28 protein-coding genes and 1 pseudogene (1 of these 29 cut by a window edge) are annotated in these 23,899 nt (G+C 60.3%); 20 read left to right on the plus strand and 9 right to left on the minus strand.

All coding sequences use genetic code 11. From position 1 onward, the window contains the following. Both rhtA and AC07ZE_RS20450 read left to right on the plus strand, forming a co-directional pair. On the plus strand, nucleotides 1-542 hold the 3' portion of the coding sequence (gene rhtA, locus AC07ZE_RS20445; protein ID WP_207266409.1) for a threonine/homoserine exporter RhtA. Its footprint begins 346 nt before the window's first position; the window shows 542 of its 888 coding nt (coding positions 347-888); the start codon falls outside the window, past its left edge; its stop codon occupies nucleotides 540-542. 167 nt (nucleotides 543-709) lie between these two features. Continuing rightward, the gene (locus AC07ZE_RS20450; protein WP_095197434.1) at nucleotides 710-991 is read left to right on the plus strand and encodes a hypothetical protein; all 282 of its coding nucleotides are present in this window, start codon (nucleotides 710-712) and stop codon (nucleotides 989-991) included. A 15-nt stretch (nucleotides 992-1,006) separates the two neighbouring features. Here AC07ZE_RS20450 and AC07ZE_RS20455 read toward each other — a convergent pair whose 3' ends face one another. Next, nucleotides 1,007-1,567, minus strand: a complete 561-nt coding sequence (locus AC07ZE_RS20455; RefSeq protein WP_207266410.1) for a TetR/AcrR family transcriptional regulator — start codon at nucleotides 1,565-1,567, stop codon at nucleotides 1,007-1,009. Between the two features lie 93 nt (nucleotides 1,568-1,660). Between AC07ZE_RS20455 and AC07ZE_RS20460 the strand changes: the two genes are divergently transcribed. Continuing rightward, complete coding sequence (locus AC07ZE_RS20460) at nucleotides 1,661-2,389, plus strand: SDR family oxidoreductase (protein ID WP_207266411.1); 729 nt, start codon at nucleotides 1,661-1,663, stop codon at nucleotides 2,387-2,389. Nucleotides 2,390-2,424: 35 nt separating this feature from the next. Continuing rightward, the gene (locus tag AC07ZE_RS20465) at nucleotides 2,425-3,015 is read left to right on the plus strand and encodes a 2-hydroxychromene-2-carboxylate isomerase (RefSeq protein ID WP_207266412.1); all 591 of its coding nucleotides are present in this window, start codon (nucleotides 2,425-2,427) and stop codon (nucleotides 3,013-3,015) included. Here AC07ZE_RS20465 and AC07ZE_RS20470 read toward each other — a convergent pair. Then, entirely contained in the window at nucleotides 3,012-4,010 is a 999-nt protein-coding gene (locus AC07ZE_RS20470) for a zinc-dependent alcohol dehydrogenase family protein (RefSeq protein ID WP_207266413.1), read from the minus strand. The genes AC07ZE_RS20465 and AC07ZE_RS20470 overlap by 4 nt on opposite strands. 117 nt (nucleotides 4,011-4,127) lie before the next feature. Here AC07ZE_RS20470 and AC07ZE_RS20475 point away from each other — a divergent pair, with 117 nt between their 5' ends. Then, nucleotides 4,128-5,036, plus strand: a complete 909-nt coding sequence (locus tag AC07ZE_RS20475; RefSeq protein ID WP_310650382.1) for a LysR family transcriptional regulator — start codon at nucleotides 4,128-4,130, stop codon at nucleotides 5,034-5,036. Here AC07ZE_RS20475 and AC07ZE_RS20480 read toward each other — a convergent pair. From AC07ZE_RS20480 to AC07ZE_RS20495, 4 genes are all read right to left on the minus strand, one after another. Beyond that, on the minus strand, nucleotides 5,029-6,837 hold the full coding sequence (locus tag AC07ZE_RS20480; RefSeq protein ID WP_207266414.1) for an aminopeptidase P family protein: 1,809 nt from the start codon (nucleotides 6,835-6,837) through the stop codon (nucleotides 5,029-5,031). The genes AC07ZE_RS20475 and AC07ZE_RS20480 overlap by 8 nt on opposite strands. A 73-nt stretch (nucleotides 6,838-6,910) precedes the next feature. After that, nucleotides 6,911-8,068, minus strand: coding sequence for a cysteine desulfurase family protein (locus AC07ZE_RS20485; RefSeq protein ID WP_207266415.1), 1,158 nt, complete (start codon nucleotides 8,066-8,068; stop codon nucleotides 6,911-6,913). A 205-nt stretch (nucleotides 8,069-8,273) separates the two neighbouring features. Continuing rightward, on the minus strand, nucleotides 8,274-8,888 hold the full coding sequence (locus tag AC07ZE_RS20490; protein ID WP_207266416.1) for a LysE family translocator: 615 nt from the start codon (nucleotides 8,886-8,888) through the stop codon (nucleotides 8,274-8,276). A gap of 101 nt (nucleotides 8,889-8,989) precedes the next feature. Next, nucleotides 8,990-9,259 carry a hypothetical protein gene (locus AC07ZE_RS20495; RefSeq protein ID WP_095197425.1) on the minus strand — a complete coding sequence of 90 codons (270 nt, stop codon included), beginning with the start codon at nucleotides 9,257-9,259 and terminating at the stop codon, nucleotides 8,990-8,992. A gap of 408 nt (nucleotides 9,260-9,667) precedes the next feature. Here AC07ZE_RS20495 and msuE point away from each other — a divergent pair, with 408 nt between their 5' ends. The 4 genes from msuE to AC07ZE_RS20515 all read left to right on the plus strand — a co-directional run bounded on the left by msuE (nucleotide 9,668) and on the right by AC07ZE_RS20515 (nucleotide 13,773). Beyond that, the gene (msuE, locus tag AC07ZE_RS20500; protein WP_207266417.1) at nucleotides 9,668-10,231 is read left to right on the plus strand and encodes an FMN reductase; all 564 of its coding nucleotides are present in this window, start codon (nucleotides 9,668-9,670) and stop codon (nucleotides 10,229-10,231) included. A gap of 10 nt (nucleotides 10,232-10,241) precedes the next feature. Then, complete coding sequence (gene ssuD, locus AC07ZE_RS20505) at nucleotides 10,242-11,387, plus strand: FMNH2-dependent alkanesulfonate monooxygenase (RefSeq protein ID WP_207266418.1); 1,146 nt, start codon at nucleotides 10,242-10,244, stop codon at nucleotides 11,385-11,387. A gap of 70 nt (nucleotides 11,388-11,457) precedes the next feature. Continuing rightward, on the plus strand, nucleotides 11,458-12,645 hold the full coding sequence (locus tag AC07ZE_RS20510) for an acyl-CoA dehydrogenase family protein (protein ID WP_207266419.1): 1,188 nt from the start codon (nucleotides 11,458-11,460) through the stop codon (nucleotides 12,643-12,645). A gap of 24 nt (nucleotides 12,646-12,669) precedes the next feature. Beyond that, complete coding sequence (locus AC07ZE_RS20515; protein ID WP_207266420.1) at nucleotides 12,670-13,773, plus strand: sigma-54 interaction domain-containing protein; 1,104 nt, start codon at nucleotides 12,670-12,672, stop codon at nucleotides 13,771-13,773. On the opposite strand, the gene AC07ZE_RS20520 is transcribed toward AC07ZE_RS20515, so the two are convergent. Continuing rightward, entirely contained in the window at nucleotides 13,770-14,135 is a 366-nt protein-coding gene (locus AC07ZE_RS20520) for an antibiotic biosynthesis monooxygenase (RefSeq protein ID WP_207266421.1), read from the minus strand. The genes AC07ZE_RS20515 and AC07ZE_RS20520 overlap by 4 nt on opposite strands. Before the next feature lie 95 nt (nucleotides 14,136-14,230). Between AC07ZE_RS20520 and soxR the strand changes: the two genes are divergently transcribed. The 11 genes and pseudogenes from soxR to AC07ZE_RS20575 all read left to right on the plus strand — a co-directional run bounded on the left by soxR (nucleotide 14,231) and on the right by AC07ZE_RS20575 (nucleotide 22,033). Then, entirely contained in the window at nucleotides 14,231-14,698 is a 468-nt protein-coding gene (gene soxR, locus AC07ZE_RS20525; RefSeq protein WP_207266422.1) for a redox-sensitive transcriptional activator SoxR, read from the plus strand. Between the two features lie 148 nt (nucleotides 14,699-14,846). Further along, on the plus strand, nucleotides 14,847-15,305 hold the full coding sequence (locus AC07ZE_RS20530; protein ID WP_207266423.1) for a VOC family protein: 459 nt from the start codon (nucleotides 14,847-14,849) through the stop codon (nucleotides 15,303-15,305). 33 nt (nucleotides 15,306-15,338) lie between these two features. Further along, nucleotides 15,339-15,548 (plus strand): annotated as a pseudogene (locus tag AC07ZE_RS20535) (alpha/beta fold hydrolase); the annotation flags it as partial. 260 nt (nucleotides 15,549-15,808) lie between these two features. After that, on the plus strand, nucleotides 15,809-17,008 hold the full coding sequence (locus AC07ZE_RS20540; RefSeq protein ID WP_207266424.1) for a PepSY-associated TM helix domain-containing protein: 1,200 nt from the start codon (nucleotides 15,809-15,811) through the stop codon (nucleotides 17,006-17,008). Continuing rightward, a complete protein-coding gene (locus tag AC07ZE_RS20545; RefSeq protein WP_207266425.1) occupies nucleotides 17,005-17,547 on the plus strand; it encodes a PA2404 family protein in 543 nt (180 codons plus the stop codon). The genes AC07ZE_RS20540 and AC07ZE_RS20545 overlap by 4 nt, the downstream gene beginning before the upstream one ends. Then, on the plus strand, nucleotides 17,544-17,873 hold the full coding sequence (locus tag AC07ZE_RS20550; protein ID WP_207266426.1) for a hypothetical protein: 330 nt from the start codon (nucleotides 17,544-17,546) through the stop codon (nucleotides 17,871-17,873). The genes AC07ZE_RS20545 and AC07ZE_RS20550 overlap by 4 nt, the downstream gene beginning before the upstream one ends. Further along, a complete protein-coding gene (locus tag AC07ZE_RS20555; RefSeq protein WP_207266427.1) occupies nucleotides 17,870-18,442 on the plus strand; it encodes a DUF6162 family protein in 573 nt (190 codons plus the stop codon). The genes AC07ZE_RS20550 and AC07ZE_RS20555 overlap by 4 nt, the downstream gene beginning before the upstream one ends. A 35-nt stretch (nucleotides 18,443-18,477) precedes the next feature. Next, nucleotides 18,478-19,404, plus strand: a complete 927-nt coding sequence (locus tag AC07ZE_RS20560; protein WP_207266428.1) for a metal ABC transporter substrate-binding protein — start codon at nucleotides 18,478-18,480, stop codon at nucleotides 19,402-19,404. A gap of 68 nt (nucleotides 19,405-19,472) precedes the next feature. After that, nucleotides 19,473-20,231, plus strand: a complete 759-nt coding sequence (locus AC07ZE_RS20565) for a metal ABC transporter ATP-binding protein (protein WP_207267861.1) — start codon at nucleotides 19,473-19,475, stop codon at nucleotides 20,229-20,231. Beyond that, the gene (locus AC07ZE_RS20570) at nucleotides 20,231-21,130 is read left to right on the plus strand and encodes a metal ABC transporter permease (RefSeq protein WP_207266429.1); all 900 of its coding nucleotides are present in this window, start codon (nucleotides 20,231-20,233) and stop codon (nucleotides 21,128-21,130) included. The genes AC07ZE_RS20565 and AC07ZE_RS20570 overlap by 1 nt, the downstream gene beginning before the upstream one ends. After that, on the plus strand, nucleotides 21,131-22,033 hold the full coding sequence (locus AC07ZE_RS20575) for a metal ABC transporter substrate-binding protein (RefSeq protein WP_207266430.1): 903 nt from the start codon (nucleotides 21,131-21,133) through the stop codon (nucleotides 22,031-22,033). It abuts the gene before it with no gap. Nucleotides 22,034-22,165: 132 nt separating this feature from the next. Here AC07ZE_RS20575 and AC07ZE_RS20580 read toward each other — a convergent pair whose 3' ends face one another. Further along, nucleotides 22,166-22,393, minus strand: a complete 228-nt coding sequence (locus AC07ZE_RS20580; protein WP_128608950.1) for an MbtH family protein — start codon at nucleotides 22,391-22,393, stop codon at nucleotides 22,166-22,168. A gap of 81 nt (nucleotides 22,394-22,474) precedes the next feature. Continuing rightward, nucleotides 22,475-23,881, minus strand: a complete 1,407-nt coding sequence (locus AC07ZE_RS20585) for an aspartate aminotransferase family protein (protein WP_207266431.1) — start codon at nucleotides 23,879-23,881, stop codon at nucleotides 22,475-22,477. Between the last annotated feature and the right edge of the window lie 18 nt (nucleotides 23,882-23,899).

Raw genomic sequence — 23,899 nt, forward strand, 5'->3', positions numbered from 1 at the left:
CCTCACGCCGGGCAATCGACTTTCTCTGGATAGCCCTGGCGGCTGTCGGATTGCTGCTGCTGATACCGACCGGTGCAACGACCGCGAGTATCGACCTGCCAGGCGCCGGGTACGCATTGGGCGCCGGAGTCTGCTGGGCGCTGTACATCCTATTCGGTCAAAAGGCCGGTTCTGATAACGGCGTACAGACTGCTGCACTGGGCGTGATGATTGCCGCCCTGTTCGTGGCGCCCATCGGAATCGTTCATGCAGGTGCCGCACTGCTGACGCCATCCCTGATACCGATCGCCATCGGTGTCGCCATCCTGTCTACCGCCCTACCCTACACACTGGAGATGGTCGCACTCACGCGCATGCCGGCCAGGACCTTTGGCACATTGATGAGCATTGAACCCGCATTCGGTGCGCTGTCCGGCTTGCTGTTCCTGCACGAATACCTCTCCCTGTCACAATGGATGGCTATCCTGTGCATCATCCTGGCTTCCGTCGGCGCCACCATGACCATGGGCAACGCCTCAAAGCCCGCAGTTGCGGCGGATTAATGCAAGATTTGACGAGACGCTGGTATTTACCGCTCATTTAGGCCATGTTTAGGTCCGCAACCTAGTGTAAGCCATGGATTTTTCAGAATAGGGATATCAGAACGCTTCAAACGAAAGCGAATTCTGCCAGACCGGGCGTCAGATCCGGAAATGCACCAAGGAAAGCAATGAAACGAATTTTGATACTGATCGCCGTACTAGCAGTTGCGGGCTGCGCGGCAACGTCGAAAACACAAACGAAACACGGCAAGAAAGGGTTGCACATCAACTGCTCCGGACTGTCATCCTCTTGGGACAAGTGCTACGCCAGCGCTACCAACTCGTGTGCCCCCAAGGGATACAAGGTCATCGCCAAGTCCGGGGATGCCGTGGAAGAGCCCGGCGATTATCCGTTTGGCCTCAACCCCGCGGGCTATACCAGCCGCAGCATGATCGTCATTTGCAAATAAATTGATACCTCGCCGTCAGTTTCCATTACTGCCAATCTGACGGCCGATCTCATCGTAACTGGACTTCAGCACCTTACGCTGAAGCTCCGGCGTGGCAAGCATCCGCGCCACTACCAACGCACCGATGCATTGCGACAGGATGGCCCAGGCCAGGCTGTCGCTCTCCAGCACCTGCGCCCAACTCTCCTGAAGTCGACAAATCCAGAGCTCCGCCTGCTGTCGAATCATCACGTCGGAACGGGCAATTTCGGCGCCCAATGCCGGCAATGCACAGCCAGTTTCCGGATGATCCACATGGGACATGCTGAGGTAGCGCTTCAAGCAGCGCTCAAGCTTGTCGCGATCCTGATCGGCCCCCAAACGCTCCAGACTTTGGCGCAACTCACGTTCGACAATTGAAGCAAACAACTCGTCCTTCGACGAAAAGTGGCTGTAAAAAGCGCCACCACTTAATCCGATTGCTTTCATCAGGCCATCGACACCCACCGTGGAAAAACCGGCCTTCTTGGCAGACACCGCGCTGCTATGCAGCAGTTTCTCCCTGGTTTCCAGCTTGTGATTGGCCGTGTAACGCATTGCCCTTTCCTCCGGTTTGATCATCTTGACGCTGACCGAATCGTAGCATAACGTTCGTTTAGTTAACGATCGTTTACTAAAGGGATCTACCCCATGAATAACAAGAAGGTCGTACTCGTTGTCGGTGCAGGTGATGCCACCGGCGGCGCCATTGCAAGGCGCTTTGCTCAGGAAGGGTTTGTCGCCTGCGTTACCCGCCGTAGTGCAGATAAGCTGCAACCGTTGGTAGATACCATCCGCGCCAACGGTGGCGAGGCTCACGGTTTCGCTTGCGATGCCCGCAAGGAAGAAGATGTGGTGGCACTGGTCGAGCAGATCGAAAACGAAATAGGGCCTATTGAAGCGTTTGTGTTCAACATCGGCGCCAACGTCCCCTGCAGCATTCTCGAAGAAACTGCCCGCAAGTATTTCAAGATCTGGGAAATGGCCTGTTTCTCAGGATTCCTCAACGGCCGCGAAGTAGCCAAGCGAATGGCAAAGCGACAACGGGGCACGATTCTGTTTACCGGTGCCACTGCCGGTATGCGCGGTGCCGCCGGCTTTGCCGCATTCGCGGGGGCCAAGCATGGGATCCGTGCGCTGTCGCAAAGCATGGCCCGCGAACTCGGGCCCATGAATATCCACGTCGCGCACATCATCGTCGACGGCGCCATCGATACCGGTTTCATCCGCGACAACTTCCCCGAAAAATACGCCACCAAGGATCAGGACGGCATTCTCAACCCCGAACACATTGCCGAGAACTACTGGTACCTGCACAGCCAGCCCCGCGACGCCTGGACCTTCGAGCTGGACCTGCGTCCCTGGAGCGAACGCTGGTAAGCCCCCCTTACAACAATAAGCAGAGTGCATCGACCATGAGCAAAACCGTGGAGTTCATGTTTGACCTGGGCAGCCCCGCCACCTACCTGGCGTACACCCAGCTGCCCAAGATCTGTGAGCAAACCGACAGCCAGTTGATCTACATCCCGATCCTGCTTGGCGGCGTGTTTAAAGCCACCGGCAACGCTTCACCCGCAACCATTGTGGCCAAGGGTCGCTACATGTTTCAGGACCTCGACCGTTACGCCAGACGCTACGATGTGCCACTGAAGTTCAACCCGCATTTCCCGATCAACACACTGATGCTCATGCGCGCCGTCACCGGCATGCAGTTGCGCCATCCCGAGCGCTTTACCGCATTCATCGATTGCCTGTTCAAAGCACTGTGGGTTGAAGGCCGCAGCCTCGATGAACCGGCGACCGTGGCGGCAGTGCTAACCCGCAATGGCTTCGATCCCAACGAAGTGCTGGCCCTGACGACCGATGAGGAAGTCAAAACAGCGCTCAAGGCCAACACCGAGAAGGCGGTACAGCGCGGTGTATTCGGCGCACCGAGCATGTTTGTCGATGGTCAGTTGTTCTTCGGCCAGGACCGTCTGGAATTCGTCCGCGAAGCCCTGGGTTAAACCTCGATGACCAACCGCCCCTGCGCCGCTCCCGACAGGAGCAGCCCATGGGCGGCCTCGGCGGTTTGCAGAGTGAACCGCCGTGGATCGAGTATCGGTGTAAGCCTGCCCGCCTCGATCAAGCTTGCCGCCTCGCGCAAAATTTCACCGTGATGCTCACGTCCATGCCCCGTCAGCAGCGGCAACAGGGTGAAGACACCGGAATAAGTCGCCCCGCGAAATGAAAGTGGCGCGAGACTGTGCTGGCCCCAGCCCAGGCAACTCACCACATGACCGTGATACATCCGCACAGCCTTGAATGACGCATCCAGTGTTTCACCACCCACTGTGTCATAGACGATATCGAATCCCTCCCCGGCCGTGTACTCAGTCACATAACCCTCGACCGACGACTCGCGATAATCGATAAAGGTCGCGCCCAAGTCCTCTATCAAGCCCTGCTGCCGAGCAGAACCCGTCGCAAACACCTCGGCACCGAATGCACGGGCGATTTGTACAGCGACATGCCCCACTCCACCCGCCCCGCCGTGAATCAGCACTTTCTGACCCGCCCGAACCCGAGCACGGTCGACCAATCCTTCCCACGCCGTGATCAGTACCAACGGCAACGCTGCAGCTTCACGCATGCTCAAATTGCCCGGTTTACGCGCCAGCAGCCGCGCATCGACCGCCACGTACTCGGCCAGTGAGCCCTGGCCCCCGCCAATCCCTGTTGCCATGGCGTAAACCTCATCGCCCGGCTCCCAGCCAATGACGCCCTCCCCCAGCGCTTCGACCGTTCCCGCCAGATCCATGCCCAGCACCGCCGGTAACGGCTGACGTGCATGAGCGGCCTGGCCTGAGCGGATTTTCCCATCCAGCGGATTCACCCCGCTGGCGGCAATGCGCACCAGCACCTGCCCCGCTCCAGGGATCGGTCGCGGAATAGAAGCCAAGCGTAGCGGTGCATTAGCCGAGTCAACAATCAGCGCGCGCATGTGCAGTGAGTCAGTCATTTCGCCTATTTCCCGTCAGAAGTGGTTGTAGGATTGATCTTGCGCCCACTTACTCATGCCGATAAGACGCCGTATCGCTATAGTAAGCATGCCCATTTGGCATGAGTGAGGAACCCTGTGGACAAACTCAACGCAATGGCCGTTTTCGTCCGCGTGGTCGAACGGGGCAGCTTTTCCGCCGTTGCCCGGGAGATGCAATGCAGCCAGCCGACCATCAGCAAAGTACTGCAAGCGCTGGAATCGGAACTCGGAGGCAAGCTGATAGCCCGCAGCACCCGACGGCTGTCCCTGACCGATGAAGGACAGCGCTACTACATCGAGTGCCGGCAAATCCTCGCAGCGGTGGACGCCGCCGAACACAGCTTCCAGTCCGGCCGGGAAGTCATCGCAGGGCCACTGAGAATCGGTTCCTCGGTAAGCTTCGGGCGCTTGCAGATTGCGCCGCGTCTGCCGGAGTTTCTCAGGCGTCATCCTGAAGTTCAGATTGACCTGCAACTGAGCGACCAGAAGCAGGACCTGGTCAGCGAAGGCCTGGACGTCACGTTCAGGATTGGCACATTGAACGACAGCGGCTTGATCGCCCGCCATGTCGGCACTACCCGCCGGGTGACGGTCGCAACCCCGGATTATCTGGTGCGACACGGTCAGCCCCGCGCACCACAGGAACTGAGCGGGCACAATTGCCTGCTGTTCAACCTGCTGGACAGTCAGAATCTATGGATTTATGAGAAAGGTGCCCAGCGTCACGAAGTTCGGATCAAAGGCAATGCGCAAAGCAACAACTCCGAAGCGATTCGCGAGATGGTGCTGGGAGGATTGGGGATCGCGTTGTCCCCGACATGGCTGTTCAGCGAAGATCTGAAAGCCGGGAGAGTGACCGCGATATTGCGGGAATATACCGCGCAATCATTGCCGATACATGCCGTATCCCCGGCGAATCGTCGCCAATCCGCCAGGGTCAAAGCCTTTGTCGATTACATGGCTCGGGCGCTGGAATCAGCCCCTGAGCTACAGCTGGTTAAATAGCCGCCGTACGAGTGTTCAGCCATTCAAGGGCCGCGCCGTCCAGCAACGGACTCAAACGCTCGCGTACTTCGGCGTGGTAAGCGTTGAACCACTGCTTTTCCTCTTCGGTCAGCAGCGACGGTTCCAGGCAACGGGTGTCGATCGGGCACAGGGTCAGGGTTTCGAATTTCAGGAACTCGCCGAATTCGCTGCTGCCAGCTTCGCGGTTCATTGCCAGGTTCTCGATGCGCACACCCCAACGGCCCGGACGGTAGGTGCCCGGTTCGATGGAAGTGATCATGCCCGGTTGCATCGCGGTTTGCGGCGCTGGCGCAGCTTGATAGGCGATGACTTGCGGGCCTTCGTGAACGTTAAGGAAGTAGCCCACACCGTGCCCGGTGCCGTGACCGTAATCGACGTTTTCAGCCCAGATCGGCGCGCGGGCGATGGCATCGAGCAGTGGCGACAGAATGCCCTTAGGGAACTGTGCGCGAGACAAGGCAATCACGCCTTTGAGCACGCGGGTGCAATCGCGCTTCTGCTCCGCCGTCGGTGTTCCCACCGGCACCATCCGCGTGATATCGGTCGTGCCGCCCAGGTACTGGCCGCCGGAGTCGATCAGCAACAGGCCGTCACCCTCGATCACCGCGTGCTCTTCTTCGGTTGCGTGGTAGTGCGGCATCGCGCCATTGGCGTTGAACGCGGCGATGGTGTTGAAGCTCAATGAAACGTAACCCGGACGACGTTCACGTGCAGCGGTGAGTTTTTCGTCGATAGTCAGTTCGGTGATGCGTTCACGGCCCAGCGCCGAGTCGAGCCAGGTGAAAAACTCACAAAGCGCTGCGCCGTCCTGCTCCATGGCCTGACGAATGTGCTCGGCATCGGCCAGGCTCTTCTGCGACTTGGCCAGGGTAGTCGGGTTCAGGCCTTCGATCAGCTTGACGCCGCAGTTCAGGTTGTCCAGCAGTCCCGCCGTTACGCGTGCCGGATCGACCAACAGACTTGCACCACTTGGCACCGCATTCAGGGCAGCCGCCACTTCGCTGTAGTCGCGCAGGGTCACGCCGTCCTGTTCAAGCACCGCACGCAACTCGGCATCGACCTTGCTCAGCGCCACGAACAGGGTCGCTTGTTGCTGGCTGATCAACGCAAAAGACACGAAGACCGGGTTGAACGACACATCGCCGCCACGCAGGTTGAACAGCCAGGCGATGTCATCGAGGGTGGCGATGAAATGCCAGTCGGCCCCCTTTGCCTGCAAGGCTTCGCGCAGCTTGGCGAGTTTTTCGCCACGGCTGACGGTGGCCTGCGGTGGCAAGTGCTGATAGATCGGCTCGTTCGGCAGAACCGGGCGATCCGTCCAGACCTCGCTCAACAGATCGATGTCAGTACGCAGGCGTGCGCCACGCTCCTCGAGTTTGCTGCCCAGGGTTCGCGCCGAGGCCACGGCCATCACCGCTCCATCGACCGCGACTACGCCGCCCTCAGGAGTTTGCTCGGCCAGCCAGTCCAGAGGACTCGGTTGGCCCGGTTGCAGCTTGACCAGTTCGATGCCGCTGCCCTTGAGTTCCTTGGTCGCTTGTTCCCAATAACGGCTGTCGGCCCAGACACCGGCAAAATCCGGGGTGACGATCAGGGTGCCGACCGAACCATGGAAACCGGACAACCACTGGCGCCCTTGCCAGTAGCCCGGCAGGTATTCAGACAGGTGCGGGTCGGCCGACGGCACCAGAAGCGCGTGAATGCCTTCCCGGCTCATCAGCTCGCGGGTTTGCGCCAGGCGCTGGGGCACCGATCCATTGATCGAAGACTGCGTACTCATCGTGACTCCTGCTAACCACTTATCATTGTTTGTGTTGTTGTGTAGCGCCGATCAATGCCGGCGCCTTTTTGCCCTATTGCCAGAATGCCGGAGCACTGGCGCAGGCTGCTTTAATCAATTGTGCCGCTTGATCGATGTCCTGTTCGGTGGTGAAACGTCCCAGGCTCAAGCGAATGGTGCGACTCGCCGCGCGAGCGTCATGCCCAAGCGCTAGCAGCACGTGGGAGGGTGCGTTGCTCGTGGAATTGCAGGCCGAGGTCGCGGAAAACGCGATCGAAACAAGCAATGCCGCCGAATTGAACTCGCCTTCATTGAAGGTCAGGCTCAAGGTATGGGGGATGCGTTGGCTCGGGCTGCCGTTGAGGCGTACGCCGGGAATGCTGAACAGTTGCTCGAGCAAGCGCTCTCGCAGTTGTACGATCAGGGTTTTTTCTTCATCGAATGCAGCCGCCGCCAGCGCAAAAGCCTCGCCCATGGCGACGATTTGATGCGTCGCCAGGGTGCCGGAACGCAAACCGCCCTCGTGCCCACCGCCGTGGATCTGTGCAAGCAAGCGCTGTTGCGCGCGCGGGCCGACGTACAGTGCGCCGATACCCTTGGGGCCATAGAGTTTATGCGCCGAAAAGGACATCAAGTCCACCGGCCACTCGGCCAGGTCAATCGCCACTTTACCTGCGCCCTGCGCTGCGTCGACATGGAACAACGCCTGGCGATCACGCACCAACTGACCGATGGCCGGGATGTCGTTGACCGTACCGAGTTCGTTATTGACCAGCATCAGCGACACCAGAAAGGTGTCCTCGCGCATGGCTTCGCTGACTGCTTGCGGGGTGATCAGGCCATCGGCGTCCGGCACCAGGTACGTTACCGCGACACCGGCATCCTGCAATTGCTTCGCGGTATCGAGGATAGCCTTGTGTTCGATCTGGCTGGTGATGATGTGGCCGCCGGCAACGCCGCGCGCCTGGGCGACGCCCTTGAGGGCGAGGTTGTTGGATTCGGTGGCACCGGAGGTCCAGACAATCTGTGCTGGGAGGGCGCCGACCAGTCCGGCGACCTGGCGTCGCGCCTGTTCGACCGACTGTCGGGCCTGTTGGCCGAAGGCGTGGGAGCTGGAGGCGGGGTTGCCGAAATTGCCGCTGAACCCCAGACACTCGACCATGACCTTGATGACTCGCTCATCCACCGGCGTGGTGGCGGCGTAGTCGAAATACAACGGACGTTTGTTCATAAAAGACTCGCAGAGCGTGTTCCGGGATCAGGAAGCTCGTGACTGTAAACATCAAGACGCAGCCTTGTGAGCTACGCCCGGTTTCAGAACGCTACCAATACCTGATCGGATGCCGTTAAAGAAGTACAACTTCATTTAAAAGTGCGTAGGAACGCTCCTGAAAAGCGAGCTTAACAGGCATCGGGCAACCGGTTGAAGCAATGCGTCAGCTAAAGCTTTCAAGCAGGATTGGATAAAGCGATGCCACCAGCAGCGCGGCCATGCCCCAATTGAACAGGCGCAACCAGCGGCGGTCCTTCAGCACATTGCGCAACAGGGTTCCGCACGCGGCCCAGACACCGACGCTCGGCAGATTGATGATGGCGAACACCGCGGCAATCACGATGACGTTGGTGAAGTAACCCTGCATCGGCGTGTAAGTGCTGATCGCGCCGATGGCCATGATCCAGGCCTTGGGATTGACCCACTGAAATGCGGCGGCGCCCAGGTAGCTGATCGGTTTGGCCTCGCCCTTCTCACTGTCCGAAACCGGCCCGGAATGGGCGATTTTCCACGCCAGATACAGCAAATACGCCGCGCCAACGTATCGCAGCACGGTATAGAGCACAGGGTAAGTCTGGAACACTGCGCCCAAGCCGAACCCCACCGCCACGACCAGCACGAAGAACCCGCAAGTGATGCCTAGCATGTGCGGAATGGTGCGGTTGAAGCCGAAGTTCACACCGGACGCCAGCAACATCGTGTTGTTCGGGCCGGGCGTGATCGAGGTCACGAGGGCAAACAGGGCGAAGCCCAGCAGCAGATCAAGCGAGAGCGTCATGGGTGGCAGTCCATCAGGGTCGGTCAGGTATTGACCCTATCGCACACCTCAGCGCAAACCCATGGACAGTTAAGTGAAAGTTCGAGCAGTACAGTTTTTGCTTAGCTTGGGCGACCGTGCAGCTGTACAGCTCGCTCGGCGTTCATCTCACCCTGTTTGTCGAAGCCAAATGTCTTTGGCGACTCACCGAGGATTTCGGCTTTTTTCGCGTGGTATTCGTCGAAGGACAAACCGCGGCGATTCAATGCCTCCAGCGCCAGTTCCCGGGTTTCTTCGGCGGTGTAGGGGCGCAATTCCGGAGATACATGACTGGCACATCCGGCAAGAACCGAAAGGCTCGACAGCAGCAAAGTGGTAATCAGGGTTTTCATCTTGAGCGTCCTGGCAATCTGGGTTCGGGGCAATGAACACAGGCTACTCGCGCCTTCGCACGGGCAGAAATCAACGCTCTCGATAGTCGCTATTGAGTTTTCCTAATGTCAGTCCGCTCAATACGACATATTCCTTAATAAACTATAAATATCAATTTAACTTCTTTTACGGAATAAAAACGAAGCTTTATAACAACTCCATCCGCTGGTGCACTGTTGCTCACGCAACTGTTCGCCAGGCAACAGTCATTCAACAAACAGCCCTGCAAAACCAACAGCGTGGACTGATCAATGCGCTGCAAGCCTTGTAAAACCTGGCTTCAAGGGATTGGTACAGCTCTTGCTCAGGGAGTTAAGCCCAGTGATGACTCACTGCTCCTCCAGCAACTGTTTAAAAAGGAACTGATCATGTCGCGTCCATTGAAAGTCGTTGCCCTCTCCGGCGGCACCTGGCGTCCCTCCCGTACCCTGGTGCTGACTCAAGCGCTATTGACGCAATTGGCCGAGCAACTGCCGATCGAGAGCAAGCTGATCGAACTGGGCGACATCGCCAGGCCACTGGGCGCGGCGCTGTCCCGTCAGGAAGTGAGCGTGGAAATCGAAGCCGAGTTGCAAGCGATTGAAAACGCCGACTTGCTGATTGTCGCCGCGCCGGTGTATCGCGGCTCCTACCCTGGCCTGCTCAAGCACCTGTTCGACCTGATTGATCTGAATGCGCTGATCAACACCCCGGTGCTGCTGGCTGCCACCGGTGGCAGCGAACGTCATGCGCTGGTACTCGATCACCAGTTGCGCCCGCTGTTCAGTTTCTTCCAGGCGCTGACCTTGCCGATTGGCGTGTATGCCACCGAAGCCGATTTCTCCAATTACCAAATAACCAGTGAGCCCTTGAAGGCCCGCATTCGTCTTGCTGCAGAACGCGCTGCGCCGTTGTTCGGTGCGTATCCCAACAATCTGCTGAAAATCGCTTAAGGACTTCTTCGTGGATGTTTTCTGGTTTCTGCCCACCCACGGCGACGGCCACTACCTGGGCACTACCCAAGGTGCTCGCCCGGTGACTCTCAACTACCTGAAACAAGTGGCGCAGGCTGCTGACAGCCTCGGCTACCACGGTGTGCTGATTCCCACGGGTCGCTCCTGCGAAGACTCGTGGGTGATCGCGTCGGCGCTGGTGCCGCTGACCGAGCGTCTGCGTTATCTGGTGGCGATCCGCCCCGGGATTATCTCGCCGACCGTATCGGCGCGCATGGCCGCCACGCTCGATCGCCTGTCAAACGGCCGCTTGCTGATCAACGTCGTGACCGGCGGCGACCCTGATGAAAACCGCGGCGACGGCAGCTTCCTCGATCACAGCGAACGCTACGAAGTCACCGACGAATTCCTGAAGATCTGGCGCCGGGTGCTGCAAGGCGAATCGGTGAATTTCGAGGGCAAGCACCTGCGGGTGCAAAACGCCAAGGCGTTGTATCCGCCGGTGCAGAAACCCTATCCGCCGCTGTACTTCGGCGGTTCGTCCGATGCCGCCCATGACCTGGCTGCCGAACAGGTGGATGTCTACCTGACCTGGGGCGAACCACCCGCTGCTGTGGCGCAAAAGCTTGCCGATGTCCGTGAGCGTGCTGCGCGTCATGGGCGCACGGTGAAATTCGGGATTCGCCTGCATCTGATCGTGCGCGAAACCGCCGAAGAAGCGTGGAAAGCCGCGGACAAACTGATCGAACACATCAGTGACGAAACCATCGCCGCGGCGCAAAAGTCGTTCTCGCGCTTCGATTCGGAAGGCCAGCGGCGCATGGCGGCACTGCATGACGGGCGTCGCGACAACCTGGAAATTTCGCCCAATTTGTGGGCCGGCGTCGGCCTGGTGCGTGGCGGTGCCGGGACGGCGTTGGTGGGCGATCCGCAGCAGGTGACGGCGCGCATCAAGGAATACGCCGATCTGGGGATCGAGAGTTTCATTTTCTCCGGCTATCCGCACCTCGAAGAAGCTTATCGCTTTGCCGAACTGGTGTTCCCGCTACTGCCCGAGCCATACGCCAGCCTTGCCGGGCGCGGTGTCACCAATCTGACCGGGCCGTTTGGCGAAATGATTGCCAATGATGTACTGCCCGCCAAAGCCACGGCCTGACCCTGCAATCCCTGTGGACGCCAGCCTGCTCCCACAGGGGTACTGCTTCGATTTTCAGAAGGAAACCCGCGTGACTGCCAAGCCGCACAGCGCCCTGATATCCCCGCTGCAGACTGCCCGCCAATTGGCCGCCGGGTTTGCCTTGACCGCCGTCGAGCGCGATGAGCGGGGCGGTACGCCCAAGGCCGAGCGTGACGCCCTGCGCCACAGCGGCCTGCTTGCATTGAGTATTCCTGCCCGATTCGGCGGCCTCGGCGCCAACTGGAGTGAAACCCTGACCGTGGTGCGCGAGTTCGCCAAGGTCGACAGTTCGCTTGCCCACGTGTTCGGCTTCCATCACCTGATGCTCGCCACCGTGCGCCTGTTCGCCCGGCCCGAACAATGGCAGCCGTGGTTCGAACAGACCGCGCGCAAGAACTGGTTCTGGGGTAATGCGCTCAATCCTTTGGACACCCGCACCGTGGTGAAAAATCTCGGAGGCTGGCGTGAGTTTTCCGGCAAGAAAAGCTTCTGCTCCGGGGCCAGCGACTCGGAAATGCTGATCGCCTCGGCGGTGGACGAAAGCGCGGGCGGCAAGCTATTGATCGCCGCTATCCCCAGCGGTCGCAGTGGCATCACCTTGCACAACGACTGGAACAACATGGGCCAGCGCCAGACTGACAGCGGCAGCGCCACGTTCGAACGGGTGCGCGTCGAAGAATCGGAACTGCTGCTCGATCCGGGTCCGCTGAGTACGCCGTTCGCCTGCCTGCGCCCGCTGATCGCCCAGCTCACGTTTACCCACATGTTCCTCGGTATTGCCGAAGGTGCCTTCGAAGAAGCGCGGCAATACACGCTGACCGAGACCCGGCCGTGGCACAAATCCACGGCTCGGGATGTGCGCCAGGACCCTTATGTGCTCGGCCACTACGGCGAATTCTGGGTCGCCCTCGAAGGCGTGCGGTTACTGGTGGAACGCGCCGCTGACCTGCTCGACAAGGCGTGGGCCAAAGGTCCGGATCTCAGTGCCGAGGAACGCGGGCATCTGGCCACCGCCATCGCCACCGCCAAGGTTGCCGCGACCCGCAATGGCCTGGAGTTATGTAGTCGCTTGTTCGAAGTGACCGGCGCGCGCTCGACTCACGCCTCGCTGCGCCTGGACCGGCACTGGCGCAACCTGCGCACGCAAACCCTGCATGACCCGGTGGATTACAAGATTCATGAACTGGGTGATTGGGCGTTGAACCAGGCCCTGCCGATTCCGACTTTTTATTCATAGCTTGCCCTACAAGGAGCGTGCCCCATGCACCTGTTGACCTTACCGCCCTCGCCCGCTCTGGCCACGTCGATCCGTGCCACGGCCCAGGTGTTCGAAGACCCGAAATCCCAGGCCTTGCTCGCGCATCTGCAACAAGTCGCGCCAAGTGAAGCCAGTGTGCTGATCGTTGGCGAAACCGGCACTGGCAAAGAACTGGTGGCGCGACACATTCATAACCTCAGCGCACGGCGCAACCGACCGTTCGTGGCGGTGAATTGCGGTGCGTTTTCCGAATCCCTGGTCGAGGCCGAGCTGTTCGGTCATGAGAAAGGCGCATTTACCGGGGCGTTGAGCGCCAAGGCCGGCTGGTTCGAAGAGGCCGACGGTGGCACGCTGTTTCTCGATGAAATCGGCGATTTGCCGATGGCGATTCAGGTCAAGTTGCTGCGGGTGCTACAGGAACGCGAAATAGTGCGCCTGGGCTCGCGCAAAAGCATTCCCATCAATGTGCGGGTGCTGGCGGCGACCAACGTGCAACTGGAAAAAGCCATCAACGCCGGGCACTTTCGCGAAGACCTGTACTACCGGCTCGACGTGGTCAGCCTGGAGTTGAGCCCACTGCGTGATCGTCCCGGCGACATCCTGCCGCTGACCCGCCACTTCATCGACGCCTACAGCCAGCGCCTGGGTTACGGCAGCATCACCATCAGCAAAGAGGCCGAACTGAAACTACGCAGCTACAGTTGGCCGGGCAACATTCGCGAACTGGAAAACGTCATTCACCACACGCTGCTGATTTGCCGCAACGGCGTGATCGAACGCGACGACCTGCGTCTGTCGAACATGCGCATCGAACGTCAGGACGACCACCATGCACAGGTCGACGACTCCGCCGAAGCACTGCTGAATCGAGCTTTTCAGACGCTCTTCGAAGAGCAGGCGGGTGCGCTGCACGAGAAAGTCGAAGACGCCCTGCTGCGCGCCGCCTACCGCTTCAGTCATTACAACCAGGTGCACACCGCTGCCCTGCTGGGACTGAGCCGCAACGTGACCCGCACGCGCCTGATCAAGATCGGCGAGCTGGCGGTGAACAAGCGTCGGCCCACGGAAAATGTGCAGGGTGAACGGTTGATGCAGCTCTCTATTTAACCCACCAGATTGCAATGCAGTGCATGGTCGTGGCTGCGCTCCAGGCTGTGCAGCACCTGGAACGAGCCGAAGGTCACGGTTTTCGCCTGGTGTGTGCGGATCAACTGCCAGAAATCCTCTTCGCCGCTTTCAAAACTCCGGAACGCGGCTTGCCCGGCCTCGCGGGTTTGCCATTGCAGGTAATTGAGCACCCGTCGGCCATCGTCGCTGGCTTGAATGCTGGCACTCAGAAAGCCGCTGTAATGCTGAGCCAGACGCTCGGTCTGCCGGGATAACGCCGACACCAGTGCCGGTTGCTGATGGGGTTCGATCTCGAATTCGATCAGTTGGGTGAAGCTACGATTTTTCTCTGGCGTTTGCATGAATAGTCCCCCAGTACCTGTAAGACGGATCTTGCGATCCGAAGGCGTGCAGGTTAAAACCTCAAGTTAACTAGAGGTCAAGGGGCATTTTTCAAATGATCACCTCGGAAAACCTGCATAAAGAACTCACCGTCGGCCAGTTGGCGGCGCGCAGCGGCGTAGCGGTCACGGCGCTGCACTTCTATGAGTCCAAGGGTTTGATCAAAAGCAATCGCAATCAGGGCAACCAGCGGCGTTTCCCACGGGAGGTGCTACGACGGGTGGCGCTGATCAAGGTAGCTCAGCGCCTGGGCATTCCACTGGCGGAAATTGGCGAGGCACTGAAAAACCTGCCAGATAATCGAGCACCGACGGCGGCGGACTGGAAGGTGTTGTCGGCGCAGTGGAGTCGGGATCTGGATGAGCGGATCAATCAGCTGACGCGGTTGCGCGACCGGCTCAATGGCTGCATCGGTTGTGGGTGTTTATCGATGGAGGCGTGTCCGTTGCGTAATTTTGGCGATGTGTTGGGGGAGCAGGGACCGGGGGCACAACTCCTGGAGTCCGGGACCGATCCGAAATGAGATACGCCCGTCGCCGGCGGTGATCTTTTTTTGTGAACTTGAAACATGGCGAAAGTCAAAATCAAGAGATCGCAGTCTTCGGCAGCTCCTACACTTGTTTGTCCTGCTCAAAGGCAGCGGATTCACAACAACATCAGGGAGAACCATCATGAGCGTCAAACCTATTCCAGAGGGTTATCACAGCATCACCCCGTACCTGGGCATCGCAAAAGCGGCCGAGGCCATCGACTTTTACAAAAAAGCCTTCAATGCCATCGAAGTCATGCGCCTGGCCATGCCTGATGGCAGCATCGGCCACGCCGAACTGCGCATTGGCGATTGCCCGATCATGCTCGGCACACCGTGCGATCAAGGACCGTTGAGCAATCCGGACAAGTCACCATCCGTGGGTCTGCATTTGTATGTGACCGATGTCGACAAGTCTTACGAACAGGCGATTGCCGCTGGCGGCATCGTGGTGTCGCAGGTCAAGGATCAGTTCTATGGCGATCGTTCCGGGACGTTGAAGGACCCCTATGGCCATCTGTGGTTTCTGGCTACGCGCAAGGAGGATCTGACCCAGGAGCAGATCGAGCAGCGGGCGAAGGAGATGTTTCAGCAGGGTTGAGTTGTTTAGTGCCTGACCTGGCCTGCTCGACCGCGCGCCGACATTGAAGCTGATCATCAGCTGAATTTGCCCTTGCTCGTGCTGTGGGGCGCCGAAGGCACGGTCGGGCGCTGCTTCGAGCCGCTCAAGGAATGGCAGCAGGTCGCCACTGATGTCCGTGGCAAGGCGTTACCCGCCGGTCATTACATCGCCGAAGAAGTCCCCAAAGTGCTGCTCGCCGAAGTGCTGGGCTTTCTGCGCTGACCTCGCCCTCTCGCTGAATTGAACCCTCCTTGCGCGCCGGTCGTCATTGGCCTGCGCGCATTGACTTGCCCGGGAAAAGATCCTCTTTCGCGAAATAAGAAACATTTTCTTTCATATCGGCCTTCGGGATTTTGGATGCTCATCCGTCTTATCTAGATGCAGTCCTGTCGCGTAGGCAAAAGCCATGACTGGACTTTTATCGACCTCGTCGCTGCGAAGCCCGTAGCAGAGGCCTTCTCATCGAAACAAGACGCCCAATCATGTCGAAAAAATCCCGTTCCAAAATCTGGTTTCTGGTCCATAGCTGGCTGGCGCTGCCCATCTGGTTTTTCGTCCTGATCGTCTGCGTGACCGGCACTCTGGCGGTGGTCAGCCAGGAAATCGTCTGGCTGGCCAACCCGCAGATGCGTGCCAGTCAGCCCTGGGACGATGCACCGCGCCTGAATTACGACCAGATCGTCGCCGCGATCAGCAAGGCTGAACCCGACACACTGGTCGAGGGCATCAATCGACCGGACGAATCACACTTTGCCCTGGACGTTAACGTCAGCTACCCCGACGGTCGTTCGCTGACGGTATATGTCAATCCGTACACCGGTACCATTCAGGGTCCCGCCCCGCAATTCAATTTCCAGGCATTCACCCGCGCCCTGCATGGCTGGTGGCTGGTGCCGTTCACCAATGGCTACAGCTGGGGCTGGTACCTGGTGTCATTTCTCAGTCTGCCGCTGCTGGCTTCGCTGGTGACCGGGCTGGTGGTCTACAAGCGTTTCTGGAAAGGCTTCTTGCGTCCGACCCTGCGCATCCGCCACGGCGCGCGAATTTTCTGGGGCGACTTCCACCGACTCAGCGGTATCTGGTCGATCTGGTTCATCGCGGTGATTTCCATCACCAGTACCTGGTTCCTGATCCAGGCGTTCATGTTCGATAACCAGATTTCCATCTCCACCGCACCGGTCGCCGCCGTGGTTCCGCGCGAAAGCGTGCCGCTCACCGCCGATGGCTCACCGGCACCGATGATTAGCCTGGAAACGGCGATCCGGCAGGCCAAGGAACGCATCCCCGGTCTTGACGAAAGTTTTGTCAGCCTGCCCGCCAACGCCTTCAGCTACCTGTCGGTGGGTGGTCGCAGCTGGTATCCGCTGATGTACCAGACCGCCGACATCAACCCTTACACGGGTGAAATTGCCGCCACGCGTCTGCTGTCGGACCGTTCGGGCCTGGAGTTCGTCACCGAGTCCATGCGACCGCTGCATACCGGTGATTTCGGCGGGATCTGGATCAAATTGATCTGGTTCTTCTTCGGTCTGCTGCTGAGCATGATGGTACTCAGCGGCCTGTTGATCTGGACCAAGCGCACCGCCCTGGCCACGGCTAACGCCCTCAAACGCAGCAACAAACGCCCGCGCAGCGAGCGTGTTTCGGCCACCAGCGGTCAAGCCACGGAGGTCAGCCAATGAGCCTGTTCGCTGCGGAAAAACCGACTTGGAAACTGAGCCGTTTCTGGCACAAATGGCGTTTCCACATCAACATTTTGCTGTTGCTGATTCCGCTTGGCTTCATGCCCAAATACTTCGCCGACGCCGCACTTTTGCGCGGTGACACCGGCCTGGGCGAAAGGGAAATCGGTGAAGTCCAGGTCGGCCCGTGGAGCTTGCGCCTGGCGGAATTGCGCAACGAAGCTCCCCAGCTCGACGGCCCGGCAGGCTACATGAAGAGCTTCAACGCAGCGCTGTGCGACAGTTGCCGCGAGCACGTCAAAGCCACTTACCTGCGCATCGGCAAACCCCGCAGCCTGCGTGCCGCCGGGGTGATTTTCTTCGGCACGCCGTACCGCATGGGCGCCATGTTGCCGGTCCCGGAAAAGACCAGGGCCGACGCCGAACTGTGGATAACCATGGAAGGCTGGGACGGCTCCATGCATCAGGCATCCATTCCTCTGGGCCAGGCGTCCCCCGCCACCCTCGCCTGGCTGAATTCACAAGGAGGCAAACCATGATCAACCCTATTCGCCCTCTGCGCGCTGCATTACTGGTGCTCTGCGCCGGCTTCAGCGCCGGCGCCCTGGCCCACAACCCGATGTGCGAATGCAAGGCCATCGACGCCGAGCAGATCAAATGCATTGGCGGTTTCTCCGACGGTAGCGGTGCGCCGGGCGTGACCCTGGACGTGATCGGCTACGACGAAACCATCCTCGTGCCAGGCAAGCTCGGCGCCGACTCGACCCTGACTTTCAAGAAGCCCGGCGCCGAGTTCTATGTGCTGTTCGACGCCGGCCCTGGCCACGTGGTCGAGATCGACCAAGCGGACATCGACGCGCCATGAGCAACCCCACCACGCAAATCGTCCGCCCGGCCGGTGCCGGCCATGAAACCCTCAACGTGCTGCTGCTGTGCCTGATGATCCTGGCGATTGCCGGTTCGGTGGTTGCCTGGCGCCACGAGCCCCAGGACGTGAGCACCGTGAGCAGCCACCAACTGGATGCCCGCCGCGACCTGAGCGCTTCAGAGCAAGGCATCTACGCCGATCTGCGGGTGACCCTGGACGAGATTCATCTGTTGCGCCAGGAACAGCAGACCTTGCCAAGCCCCGAAGCCCTTGCCGATGAAGGTTTTGCACCGTTCGCCCAGGACGCCAGCTCGGTGAGTCGTGGCGGGCATGCCTGGCAGTTGCTGGCGGACAAAGCCTACATCGGCCAGAGCCAGACGCCGACCGTCGCCGGTTCGTTTCTGATGCGCCTGACCGCCGGCGACGATGCGCCGGACATCTGGCTCAACCGCGCCACAGGCATCAAAGCCCCTGCCGACCTCACCGATGCCACCCTCGAAAGCGCCGGCTGGCAGCAGATCGTCGCGCAATTCGATGCCGGCGTAACCCGCCAGCACCGGCACTGAACCCTCGCCTTCACCCGAGAGAAGACTGCTTTCCCATGCCCATTTCATCTCTACGCTCTGTTCTGCGCCTGGCACTGGTCGGCCTGCTGGCCTGCCTGCTGACACCCTTGGCCAGCGCCGACGAAGCCAAGCGCTTGCGCATCGGCATCACCCTGCACCCGTATTACAGTTACGTGGCCAACATCGTCGGCGACAAGGCCGAAGTGGTGCCGCTGATTCCGGCCGGGTTCAACCCCCACGCTTACGAACCACGGGCCGAGGACATCAAGCGCATCAGCGGGTTGGATGTGATCGTACTCAACGGCGTCGGCCATGACGACTTCGCCGACCGCATGATCGCCGCCAGCGAAACCCCCAACGTCAAGGTCATCGAAGCCAACGAAAACGTGCCGTTGCTGGCGGCCACCGGCGTTGCCGCACGCGGCGCCGGCAAGGTGGTCAACCCGCACACCTTCCTGTCGATCAGCGCCTCGATTGCCCAGGTCAACAACATCGCCCGGGAACTGGGCAAGCTCGATCCGGCCAACGCCAAGACCTACACCGAAAACGCCCGCGCCTATGGCAAACGCCTGCGCAAGATGCGCGCCGACGCCCTGGCCAAACTGACCCAGGCACCAAACGCCGAACTGCGCGTGGCCACGGTGCACGCGGCCTATGACTACCTGCTGCGCGAGTTCGGCCTGGAAGTGACTGCCGTGGTCGAACCGGCCCACGGCATCGAGCCGAGCCCGAGCCAACTGAAGAAGACCATCGACCAACTGCGGGAGCTGGACGTGAAGGTGATCTTCTCGGAGATGGATTTCCCGTCCACCTACGTCGACACCATCCAGCGTGAGTCCGGGGTGAAGCTGTACCCGCTGTCGCACATTTCCTACGGCGAGTACACCGCCGACAAGTATGAAAAGGAAATGACCGGCAACCTCAACACCGTGGTGCGGGCGATTCAGGAGTCAGGCGCATGACCTCAAAAGAAGTCGAGTTCCCTGTGGGAGCGAGCCTGCTCGCGAAGGTGTCCGCTCAGCCAACATCAATGTCGAATGACACACCGCAGTCGCGAGCCGGCTCGCTCCCACAAGGTTCGGGGCCGACTCTGGATTTTGCGGACGTCTGCCTGACCCTCGGTCGCACGACGATCCTCGATAAAGTCACCTTTCAAGTACGCCCCGGCAGCGTGCATGCGCTGGTCGGACCCAACGGCGGTGGCAAGAGCTCACTGATCAAGACCCTGCTCGGGCAGATGCCGCATCAGGGCCGCTTGAGCCTGCAATGGCCAGGTGAGCCAGGCACCATCGGCTACGTGCCTCAGGCACTGGAGTTCGACCGCGGCCTGCCGATGACCGTTGACGATTTCATGGCTGCCATGTGTCAGCGGCGCCCGGCATTCCTTGGATTGAGCAAGCACTACGCGGCGGCGATTGGCGAGGCCCTGGAACGGGTCGGCATGCAGGACAAGCGCAAGCGGCGCATGGGCGCGTTGTCCGGTGGCGAACGGCAGCGGGTGTTGCTGGCGCAAGGACTGATTCCGGCACCACAGTTGCTGGTGCTGGATGAACCGATGTCGGCCCTCGATGAAGCCGGCATCCAAGTGTTCGAACGCCTGCTCGGTGACTGGCGGACGGCGGGTATCACCGTGTTGTGGATCGAGCACGATCTGGAAGCGGTCGGGCGTCTGGCGGACCACGTCACCGGGCTAAACCGTCGGGTGCTGTTCGATGCCACGCCGCAACAGGCACTGACACCCGAGCGCCTGCTGACGCTGTTTTCGACCCATCCACGGAGCCTTGCCTGATGAGTTACGAAGCCTTTCGTTTGATGGTGCAAGGCTGGGCCTCGTCGGGTTACCTGCCCGAGGCGCTGGCCTATGGTTTTGTGGTCAATGCCCTGCTCGCCGGACTGTTGATCGGCCCGGTGCTGGGCGGGTTGGGTACGCTGGTGGTGGTCAAGCGCTTCGCTTTTTTCTCCGAAGCCGTGGGCCACGCGGCGCTGACCGGCGTGGCCATCGGCATCCTGCTCGGCGAACCCTACACCGGCCCCTACGGCAGCCTGTTCGGCTACTGCCTACTGTTCGGCATCCTGCTCAATTACCTGCGTAACCGCACCGGTCTGGCGCCGGATACGTTGATTGGCGTGTTCCTCTCGGTGTCGCTGGCACTGGGGGCGAGCCTGCTGCTGATTCTGGCGGGCAAGATCAACGTGCACATTCTGGAAAACGTGCTGTTTGGTTCGGTGCTGACGGTCAACGGCAATGACCTGCTGGTGCTGGCCATCGTCGGCTCGTTGGTCATGGCGCTGGCCCTGCCGTTGTACAACCGCATCATGCTCGCCAGTTTCAACCCGCAACTGGCGGCAGTGCGCGGGGTGGCGGTGAAAACGCTGGATTATCTGTTCGTGGTCCTGGTCACCCTGATCACCGTCGCCGCGGTGAAAGTCATCGGCGCGATTCTGGTCGGTGCCCTGCTGGTGATTCCGGCGGCGGCAGCTCGTTTGCTCAGCCAGTCGCTGAAGGGCTTTTTCTGGTGCTCGGTATTGATCGCCACGGTGAGCACGTTGTGCGGGATCCTCGCGCCCATCATCTTCGACCTGCCGATTCCGTCCGGTGCCGCGATCATTCTGGTGGCCGGTATCGCCTTCGCCCTGGCCGCCATCGCGCGCGGCATTGTCCCCAGCCTGAAAGGGAACCTAGGATAAATGTCATTTTCTCTGCGACAACTGACCCTGGCCATCGCCTTGTGTGGCCTGGCCAATGCTGCCTGTGCGGCGGACGGCGCCAGACCGTTGCGCGTGCTGGCATCCTTGCCGATCACTTACGGATTGGGCGAGGTGCTGCTCAAGGGCACCGACATCAACCTCGAACGCGCGGCACCGGCGAACTTGCCCGGTAGCCGTCAGACCGCGTACTTCACTGGTCGTGGCGGGCCAGCGCTGGCCAAACTGGCAACCGATGCCGATGCGGTGATCGGTCTGCGCTCACTGTGGGCCGATGACCCGCTGTACCCGATCTCCCGCCGCAGCAACATCCGCATCGTCGAAGTCGACGCCGCCCGCCCGGTGGACGGCGCACTGCCCGGCATCGCCGTGCAGCCAGACAACAAGGTCGATGGCTTGAACAGCCAGCCGTGGCTGGCCAGCAACAACATGGGGCGCATGGCCGATGTGATGGCGGCAGACCTGGTACGCCTGGCGCCCGCGGCCAAGCCTGCGATCGAAGCGAATCTGGCCGCACTCAAGCAGCGCTTGCTCAAACTCAGCGCCGACAGCGAAGCGCGTCTGGCCGCAGCGGACAACCTCAGCGTGATGAGCCTGAGCGATCACTTCGGTTATCTGATCGGTGGTCTCAATCTGGAACTGGTTGACCTCGATGCACGACCGGATGCCGAGTGGACACCGGAGGCGCTCAAGGCACTGGGTGCGACGCTCAAGGACAATGACGTGGCGGTGGTGTTGCATCATCGCCAGCCTTCAGACGCAGTGAAAACCGCGATCACCGAGGCCGGGAGCCGGTTGGTGGTGTTGAGTACCGATGCCGAGGATCCGGTGGCAGAGCTGGAGGGGAATGTGGATTTGGTGATCAAGGGGTTGAGTGGGGCGTGACGTCAGCTGGACCGCATTATGGCTTTTCGCGAGCAGGCTCGCTCCCACAGGAAACCGGGCAACATCGATAGCGCACATGAAAAAGCCCACTGACCGTCACCGGTTCAGCGGGCTTTTCGTATACGCAGTCGATCAGTGCGCCACAGCCGCCTGCTCATCCATCTTCTGCCGCAAACTCAGCGGACGCATGTCAGTCCAGGTTTCTTCAATGTAAGCCAGGCATTCCTTTTTCAGCCCGCTTTTGCCCACGGTGCGCCACCCTTCCGGCACGGCTTTGTAGTCAGGCCAGATCGAGTATTGCTCTTCGTGGTTGACCACGACCTGAAAGAGGATGTCCTCGCGGTCGAATACTGACGTCATGCTGTCTCTCCATCACTGTAGGGCGGGCTGCACGCCGCGTGCAGCCGGTATGTAGAAGGAACGTTCGGGGGCACGAAAAATTTAGACGCTGGTGGTGGCAGCGGCCAATGCCCGGCCGAAAATCTCGGCCACCTGGTCGATTTCTGCAGCAGTGATCACCAGCGGCGGCAGGAAGCGCACCACGCCACCATGCCGACCGCCCAGTTCAAGTATCAAGCCGCGCTTGAGGCATTCGCGCTGTACCAGCGGTGCCAGGCGCGCAAACACTGGCGGATGACCCAAGGCGTCGAGTGCACCGGTCGGGTCAACCAATTCGACACCGAGCATCAGGCCACGACCGCGAATGTCACCCAGTTGCGGGAAGTCCCGCTGCAAAAAGCGCAAATGCTCGCTCAGGCGCTCGCCCATGGCGGCGGCGTGTTCGCAGACCATGTGCTCGGTCAGGTAGCGCATCACCGCGGAACCGGCGGCCATGGCCATCTGGTTGCCGCGGAAGGTCCCGGCATGGGCGCCCGGCAGCCAGGTGTCGAGCCAGTCGCGATACACCACCACCGCCAGCGGCAGGCTGCCGCCGATGGCTTTGGACATCACCACCACGTCCGGAATAATCCCGGCATGTTCGAAGGCAAACATCTTACCGGTTCGGGCGAAACCGCTCTGGATCTCGTCGACGATCAGTGCCACACCGGCCTTTTCGGTGATCCGCCGCAGACCACGCAACCAGGCCAGATCGGCCGGGATCACCCCACCCTCGCCCTGCACAACTTCAACAATCACCGCCGCCGGCAATTGCACACCGGCCTCGGGATCGTTGAGCAGGTTTTCCAGGTAATTCAGGTTAGCCTTCACCCCTTGCGCACCGCCCAGGCCGAACGGGCAGCGGTAGTCATAAGGGTACGGCATGAATTGCACGCCATTACTGAGCAAGGCCCCCAAAGGCTTTTTCGGCCCCAGGCTGCCCATCAGGCTCAGCGCGCCTTGACTCATGCCGTGATATCCGCCCTGAAACGACAACACGGTGCTGCGACCGGTGGCCGTGCGCACCAGCTTGAGGGCCGCTTCAACCGCGTCGGTGCCGGTGGGGCCGCAGAACTGGATCTTCGCTTGCGCGGCCAGTGCCGGTGGCAACAGACCGAACAGGTCCTGCACGAACCGGTCCTTGACCGGCGTGGTCAGGTCCAGCGTGTGCAGCGGCAATTCGTCGGTCAGCACTTGCTGGATGGCTTCGATCACCACTGGATGGTTATGCCCCAGGGCCAAAGTCCCGGCACCGGCCAGACAATCGATGAAGCGGCGGCCTTCAACGTCTTCGACATGAATACCCTTGGCACGCTTGAGCACCAGGGGAATGCGTCGCGGGTAACTACGGGCGTTGGATTCCTGCTGGCTCTGTCGGGCCAGCAACGGTGATTCGTTGAACTGGTAAAGCGTCTCGGCCGGGGCGACCCGGGCCGGTTGATCTTCGATAAGGCTGGTGGCGGCTGGCATCTCTGGACCTCAAAAAGG

This window comes from Pseudomonas sp. GW101-3H06 (assembly GCF_059424605.1).